Raw genomic sequence first — 7,610 nt, 5'->3', positions numbered from 1 at the left:
CGCCGCCGCCGAAGGGCTCTTTCTTTTTGATGTCAAAAAGAAACAAAAAACACCGGCTGAAAATTTATTCATTCGTTTTAATAGTTTTCAGCTGCATTCATGAGGGCTACGCCGTTTTCTTTCGAAGCCAGTGGGATGGCTTTGTCAGTGGAGCCCGAAAAATTTGTTAGGCCGGATTTAAGAGGAACGGAGATACGGTGCTACGGCCTAGCTACGCGGAAATGCATAGGTTTCGCAAGTCACTCATTAATAGACAATTGCAAAATAACGTCAATGGTAGCATAGCGAAGTATCTTTTTTCGTTGGGGAGAGTTTCCCAGTATAATACTTTCCGATTTTAGTGTCTCGCTAAGGCCCTTTTATTAAAAGCTTGTCATCCCGAGGAATAATTACAGTATAATCAATGACAGCAAAATTTATATGAGTGGTATCGTCCTTTCGACTGAAGCTCACCGATTTTTCATCGGTAGCGTAATGGAGAGATCGTTTAAATCGGGTTAAAAGATCTCTCTTCCGAAATTTCGCATAAGCTTCAAGCTAAGCTGAAAATAGTTGGTTTAAATTAGTTCTATTGTCTCTTTTTTCATACCTTTTAATGGTCTTAGCGTCTCGCTAAGACCTAAATTTATTAGGTAACATCCCCTTATAGATCGTCATTTCCAACTTGATCCGATAGCTATCGGATGGGAACCACGAATTACTCATGAATGCTAAAACACTAATGAATAATCTTAGTGCAAGCGTTTTAAGATTCCCGCCTGCGCGGGAATGAAGAGATACTATGGCTTTTGCGATATCGTTTCAGATGCGAAAAAAAAATATGTCGTCCTGAAAGCAGCGAAGGATCTTTTTTGCGTGTAGGAAGATCCTCATTTAATACTTTATTATTTTAGCGTCTCGCTAAGTTTTTTTAGAAAAGATCTCCGTTCCGCACCTTCCAGTCGATACAAGGATTGTCAGCTATTTCATTTGTAAATAAGCCATGACGGAAGCACTTTAATTACAAATATTCGCATTTAAGTGTGATATTTAACCATGAAACAGATTATCCTTACTATAGCTATCCTACTTTTTATCATTTCCCCAAAAGCCATGGCGCAAATTAAAACAGAAAACACAGCTGCTATCTTAAATCATATCGCTGTTTATGTGTCCGACCTGGGAAAAGCGACTGCTTTTTACGAAAGTGTATTTAACCTTAAAATTATCCCGGAACCTTTCAAAGATAACCGGCATACCTGGTTTACTTTAGGGCCTGCCGGACAGCTTCATCTCATACAAGGCGCAAAAGGAAATGAAACTTTTGATAAAAACGGACACCTGTGTTTCAGCGTTCCGTCAGTTGATGACTTTATACAGCAACTAAATGCCAAAAATATCAGTTTCGAAGATTGGGCAGGAAAAGAAAAAGGAGTTACACTTCGGGTTGATGGCGTAAAACAAATTTATTTTAGGGATCCGGATGGACACTGGCTGGAAGTAAATGACGATAAGTAAAATAGGATATCAGAACTTTTCAACTATATTAATATATTCATACCTATCTTATAAGTTTATGAAATTTAAATACTTTTATGCATTTATCTTAATCTTTGGTTTAGTTTCGACAACACATGCACAGCAAGAAAAAACTGAAGCAGATTTTAAATCTGTAATGGACAAATACAATGCTGTTGGCGCTTCAGTAGCCGTGGTAAAAGATGGTCGGATAATTTACAGTCACTCTTTCGGTTTAAAAGATTTAGCGCAACAATTACCATTAACCAACCAGGATATTTTCAGGATTGCTTCCATTTCCAAATCTTTTTCGGCAACAGCCATCATGCAGTTAGTTGAGGCAGGTAAAATTTCCCTTGATGACGATTTTGGAGATTTGGTGGGTTTTAAAATCAGGAACCCAAAATTTCCCGATCAGAAGATTACCTTGAAAATGGCGTTATCCCATACTTCCAGTTTGAACGATTCGCAGGGATATTTAAATTTCGATGTGATCAATCCTGATAAAAATCCAAACTGGGCCAAATGCTATAATGATGATGCGCCGGGAAGCAAATTCGATTATTGCAATCTTAATTTTAACTTAGCTGGTGCCGTTATCGAAAAAAAATCTGGTGAACGTTTCGATAACTACGTCAAAAATCATATCCTAAAGCCTTTGGGACTTTATGCAGGCTACTGTGTTGATTCCTTAGATAGTACACGTTTTGTAAGCCTGTATGAATATCGTCCGGATACCAAAACTTATACACTTTCGCCAACTGCCTATGCCCCAAGGCGGAGCGAGATTGCCAATTATGTAATGGGGTATTCTACGCCAATTTTTTCGCCAACAGGCGGTATGAAGATTTCTGCTATTGATTTAGCCAAATACATGATTATGCACATGAATTATGGCAAGTCAAATGGCGTAAAAATAATGACCAGGAAAAGTGCGAAATTAATGCAAACTGCCTTAACCCCTGAAGAAGGCTATGGCCTGGCCATTAGTACTGCGGATGACCTGATACCGGGCGTTAAGCTAAAGGGCCATACGGGTTCCGCTTATGGTTTGCATAGTACGATGTTTTTTAATCCTAAAGAAAAATTCGGATTTGTGATTATTACCAATGGAATAAATGCAACTTATACAAATGGTCTTCCCGATTTTAGTCGGGCAGCAATAAACAGTCTGTATCAATCATTTTTTAACGACTTAAAGCAAGTTAGATAAACCATTTTTGTGAAAAAAAACCGTTAAATTTCTAAATTCCGCTTTTGGATGGTTTAAATGATTACCCTTAACTTTCTGGTCTAAAATGCCTTTAACCGGTGGTAAATCAATTAAGTGGGTATAGTCAGTAATAGGCTGATCAACCATTACCGCATTTTTGTTTTCGTTTTTATAATCCATATTTTATGATTGATTTACAAAACGTTGGTAGGTACTTCCGGATTTAACTTTCTCCATCATGAAGTGTTCTTTTAGTTTCGAAAATTCCATGCTGTGTAACGCTTTTACCGCTGATTTAAGCCTTTCAGTACTGATGCCCAGTCTATCGGCCCAATAATTGCGATCCTGCTCATCTGCGATTTCGATAAATTCTTTCCTCGAGTTCATCGAATTAACTTGATATTCCATGTTTATGAATTTTGGTTAGTAATCATTCATTTAAACAGGTGGGATTTAATTTGGTTTTGCTTTTTTGTCATTAAAATCTCAGAAAATATATCATCTGTAATTTGGATAACCCAAAATGTTGATGATACTGAAGCTCATAGCTCATAGAATCATCTGTAAAGCCCGTTTAGATCGGCTTAAAGATAATTGAATTTTAATATTATCACTTAACGGAATATTTTCATTTATAAATCATTAGGTTTTATCAATTTACATTTATATAATTGTATTGTAATATATTTTTTACAATGTTAAGTTATTTTGTGGCTAACGGCCAAGATCTATCTCCGGGTCGTAAGTTTTACCAGGACAATCGGTTTGTTTTATTTTTATGGGTATTAATCACCCTTATTTTTGTAATAGATTCATGGATAACAAACCGTTACAATAATTATCTGATCTTCGAAAATACATTTAGAAACTTACTCCATGAACGGTCTCTTTATGCCAATTATCCGGCGTATCATGATGATTCTAATCATTACGGACCTATTTTTAGTTTGTTGATAGCCCCCTTTGCAATTTTTCATAATTGGATAGGATTATTATTATGGAACCTTTTTAATTGCTTCCTGCTCTTTAAGGCCGTGCAAACCTTGCCCTTAACAGCGGACGAAAAAATAGCTGTAGGTTATATTGCCATTCCCTGTTTAATTGAATCGATGCTTAACCAGCAGTTTAATGCAGGTGCCGGGGCACTAATGATTTTAAGTTATACCCTGCTGAATAAAAATAAGGGGATTTGGTCTGCATTTTTTATTGTATTGGGTACTTTTATCAAATTGTACGGTGTTGTGGGCTTGGTTTTTTTCTTCTTTTCTAAAGATAAGCCACGCTTTATATTATGGCTGGTTTTGTGGTCGGTCGTGATTTTTTTACTGCCTATGCTGATCGTTTCGCCTGATTATGTAGTGCACAGTTATGTGGAATGGAAAAACTCTTTAGTGGGTAAAAATATGCAAAATGTAGTTGGTGGCGGGATTGACATTTCCATAATGGGTTTCTTCAGGGAACTTTTTAATCAAAAGAAAATATCAAATTTTCTATTTCTGAGCCTTGGTGCCTTACTCTTTGTTTTGCCTTTTATAAACCTATCGGGTTTCAAAAAACGCAGATTCCAGTTAATGATCCTGTCATCTGTCATGATTTTTCCCATATTGTTTAGTACAGGTGCCGAAGACTGTACTTTTATCATTCCGATTATCGGGGTAGGGGTATGGTATGTTAAAGAGCGGAATAAGTTAATGAAAAAGGTATTATTACCTATTTTATTGGTGATTACGTGTAATTTTCCGCTATTACTATTTCCGGCTTTTGCCAAGTCACATCCATTGTCTTTGGCGATCATCAGCTTTCCTTATTTCCTGGTTTGGTTAAGGATTATTTTTCTCGCTGCCAATAATAGTTTTTCCTATGCTGAAGAAACAGAACCGGAAATGGTTACGGCGTTGACAGATTAAAATTTACAATGTTTATTTTTTTGGGTTTTAATATCGGTTTGAAAAAATGGATGTTAAAACCTTTTTTGTTATGGTACTGTTTTATCCTTAACTAATCAAAAACAGTTATGGACGACAAACAAAAAACAGGCAATGCTGATCGCGCAAGGATCAATGTTAACGAAGGTTATGAACTGGATTATTGGTCTGATAAATTTGGTGTGAGCAAAGATAAGCTGAAGGCGGCAGTTGAAACTGTTGGTAACTCAGCCAGTGCAGTCGAAGATTATTTGAAAAAATAAAAGTTAATTTTATGAGTCTGAAAAAGTATGTTTCCAAACGCGATTTCTCAAAAACCACCGAACCCAAATCAGGCAAAAGCAGCGATCGGAATAAGTTACATTTTGTGATTCAAAAACATGATGCTTCGAGGTTGCATTACGATTTCAGACTCGAAATGGAAGGCGTTTTAAAAAGTTGGGCCATACCCAAAGGGCCATCAACCGATCCTAAAATAAAACGGTTGGCCATGATGGTAGAGGATCACCCTTACGACTATAAAGATTTTGAAGGGATTATACCAAAGGGCGAATACGGTGGGGGGACCGTTATTGTATGGGACGAAGGTACCTACGAACCTATAGAGCGCATTAAAGGCAAAAAAGCACAGGAGAAACATTTGTTAAGCCAGCTAAGAGACGGCTCTTTAAAAATCAAGCTTAACGGAGAGAAACTTCATGGCGAATTTGCACTCGTTAAAACAAATGGTATGGGCGAAAACGGTTGGCTGTTGATCAAACATAAAGACGATTACGCCTCCACAAAAGATATCACCAAAGAAGATAAATCCGTGCTTTCCGGGAAAACGATCGAAAAGATGGAAAAAACTTCAGATAAGGTTTGGAAAGCCGGAAAAGAACAGGATTTAAAAAGTGAAAAAAAAAGTCCGGCGCAAAAAGCAAAAAAGGAAACTAAATCAGTGGGCGATGAGGTAACGGTAGATGTAAAGAGTATCCTGAAAAAAGCTCCGAAAACAGCTTTACCCACCGGCATAAAGCCAATGCTGGCCACATTGGTTAACGAACCCTTTGACGACCCTGACTGGCAATATGAGGTAAAATGGGATGGTTACCGTGCCCTCGCGTTTCTGAATAAAGGAAAGGTTGATCTGTTATCCAGAAATAATAAATCCTTCAATGAAAAGTTTTATCCCATTTACGATTTGCTTTCGGACTGGAAAATGAACGCCGTATTTGATGGTGAAATTTTGGTGTTGAATGAAAAAGGCATATCTGATTTTGGTTCACTGCAGAATTGGAGAAGCGAAGCTGATGGAGAACTTGTGTTTTATATGTTTGATATCCTATGGTATGATGGTAAGAACCTGATGGAGCTGCCACTTTATCAGCGCCAGGCCATATTAAATGAGGTTTTGCCTACCAATGATGATCGGGTACGTTTAGGAAAAGTTTTTAAGGCAAGTGGTGTTGATTTTTTTGATGCGGCTGAAAGGATGGGCTTAGAGGGGATTATAGCAAAAAAAACAGACAGTACGTACAGTACAAATTATAGATCCAAAGAATGGCTCAAAATTAAAGTACATAAACGACAGGAGGTCGTGATTGCAGGCTTCACGAAGAATGCCGATACCGCCAAATCTTTCAGCTCCTTGCTTTTAGGTGTTTACGACAAGGGAAAATTGCAATATGTAGGCAAAGTAGGCACAGGATTTTCAGATAAACTTCAAAAATCGATGATGGAGCAGTTTAAGCCCTTCATTGTAGATAAAAGTCCTTTTGAAAGTATACCTGACGTAAATAAACCCTCCCGTTTCAGGCCGAATCCGCCAAAGGCGAAAGCCACCTGGTTAAAACCCGAACTGGTATGCGAAGTTTCTTTTACTGAAGTAACCGATGATGGCGTTTTCCGTCATCCGTCTTTTCAGGGCATGCGCGAAGACAAAAAAGCCAAAGAGGTGGTTAGAGAAGTGGAAACACCAACTGAAAAGGTTGTAGAAGAAACCGAAGCCCCAAACCCACACGCAAAAGCAATTAAGGCACCTGAAGGTAAAGTTCGGAAGACCTTGTTAAATCCGAAAGATGAAACCCAGGTAAGAAAAATCAATGGGCATGAACTTAAGTTTACCAACCTGAGCAAAATATACTGGCCCGAAGATAAGGTGACGAAAAGAGATATGTTCAATTATTACTATCAGGTTGCTGAATATATTTTACCCTATCTGAAAGACCGTCCACAATCACTTAACCGTTTTCCGGGTGGCATACATGGCGCTAGTTTTTACCAAAAAGATGTAAAAGGAAAAGCACCGGATTGGGCCAAAACTTTTCCTTATGAAAATGGCGAAGGTGAAAAAAAGGAGTACCTGGTTGGAACAGATGAAGCTTCTTTGCTTTGGATGGCCAGCTTAGGCTGTATAGAAATGAACCCCTGGTTTAGCAGGACAAAAAGTCCCGATCATCCCGATTACTGCGTCATTGATTTAGATCCGGATAAACAAACCTTCGATCAGGTAGTGGAAACCGCGTTGGAAACCAAAAAGGTATTGGATGCCATTGATGTTCCCAGTTATTGTAAAACATCAGGCTCAACCGGAATCCATATTTATATTCCTTTGAATGCTAAATACAGTTACGATCAAAGCCAGATGTTCGCCAAAATAGTGGTTAATCTGGTGCACAATCAAATACCAAAATATACCTCTCTTGAGCGGATGATCAGTGCCCGAAAAGGGAAAATGTACCTCGATTTTTTGCAGAACAGACCGGGAGCAACTATAGCAGGGCCTTATTCGCTACGACCAAAAATTGGTGCAACGGTATCCATGCCATTACATTGGGATGAGGTTAAACCAGGCTTAAAAATGAAAGATTTTAATATCTTTAATACCATTGATCGCCTAAAGGTGGAAGGTGATCTGTTTAAGGGTGTATTGGGCAAAGGAATAGATTTGATAAAAGCTGTTGATAAAGCAAAAAGTGTTTTTGGATAAAGCC

Annotated in this window: 7 protein-coding genes; 5 read left to right on the top strand and 2 right to left on the bottom strand. The window is 38.1% G+C overall.

All coding sequences use genetic code 11. The features are described from left to right. The first annotated feature begins 1,035 nt into the window (after positions 1-1,035). Complete coding sequence (locus QZ738_RS01645) at positions 1,036-1,497, top strand: VOC family protein (protein WP_293783566.1); 462 nt, start codon at positions 1,036-1,038, stop codon at positions 1,495-1,497. 58 nt (positions 1,498-1,555) lie between these two features. Next, positions 1,556-2,710 carry a serine hydrolase gene (locus tag QZ738_RS01640; protein WP_293783563.1) on the top strand — a complete coding sequence of 385 codons (1,155 nt, stop codon included), beginning with the start codon at positions 1,556-1,558 and terminating at the stop codon, positions 2,708-2,710. On the opposite strand, the gene QZ738_RS01635 is transcribed toward QZ738_RS01640, so the two are convergent. Then, positions 2,693-2,890 carry a hypothetical protein gene (locus QZ738_RS01635; RefSeq protein WP_293783560.1) on the bottom strand — a complete coding sequence of 66 codons (198 nt, stop codon included), beginning with the start codon at positions 2,888-2,890 and terminating at the stop codon, positions 2,693-2,695. The genes QZ738_RS01640 and QZ738_RS01635 overlap by 18 nt on opposite strands. 3 nt (positions 2,891-2,893) lie before the next feature. Beyond that, positions 2,894-3,118, bottom strand: a complete 225-nt coding sequence (locus QZ738_RS01630; protein WP_293783557.1) for a DUF3606 domain-containing protein — start codon at positions 3,116-3,118, stop codon at positions 2,894-2,896. Positions 3,119-3,405: 287 nt separating this feature from the next. Between QZ738_RS01630 and QZ738_RS01625 the strand changes: the two genes are divergently transcribed. The 3 genes from QZ738_RS01625 to ligD all read left to right on the top strand — a co-directional run bounded on the left by QZ738_RS01625 (position 3,406) and on the right by ligD (position 7,606). Next, positions 3,406-4,617, top strand: a complete 1,212-nt coding sequence (locus QZ738_RS01625; protein WP_293783554.1) for a glycosyltransferase family 87 protein — start codon at positions 3,406-3,408, stop codon at positions 4,615-4,617. A 107-nt stretch (positions 4,618-4,724) separates the two neighbouring features. Further along, positions 4,725-4,898: a DUF3606 domain-containing protein gene (locus QZ738_RS01620; RefSeq protein ID WP_293783551.1), complete on the top strand. Its 174-nt coding sequence runs from the start codon at positions 4,725-4,727 to the stop codon at positions 4,896-4,898. Between the two features lie 11 nt (positions 4,899-4,909). Further along, the gene (gene ligD, locus QZ738_RS01615; protein WP_293783548.1) at positions 4,910-7,606 is read left to right on the top strand and encodes a DNA ligase D; all 2,697 of its coding nucleotides are present in this window, start codon (positions 4,910-4,912) and stop codon (positions 7,604-7,606) included. The last annotated feature ends 4 nt before the right edge of the window (positions 7,607-7,610 follow it).

The organism is uncultured Pedobacter sp., from assembly GCF_913776295.1.
GTDB lineage: Bacteria > Bacteroidota > Bacteroidia > Sphingobacteriales > Sphingobacteriaceae > Pedobacter.
This window is presented reverse-complemented; position numbering and strand designations above follow the sequence as displayed.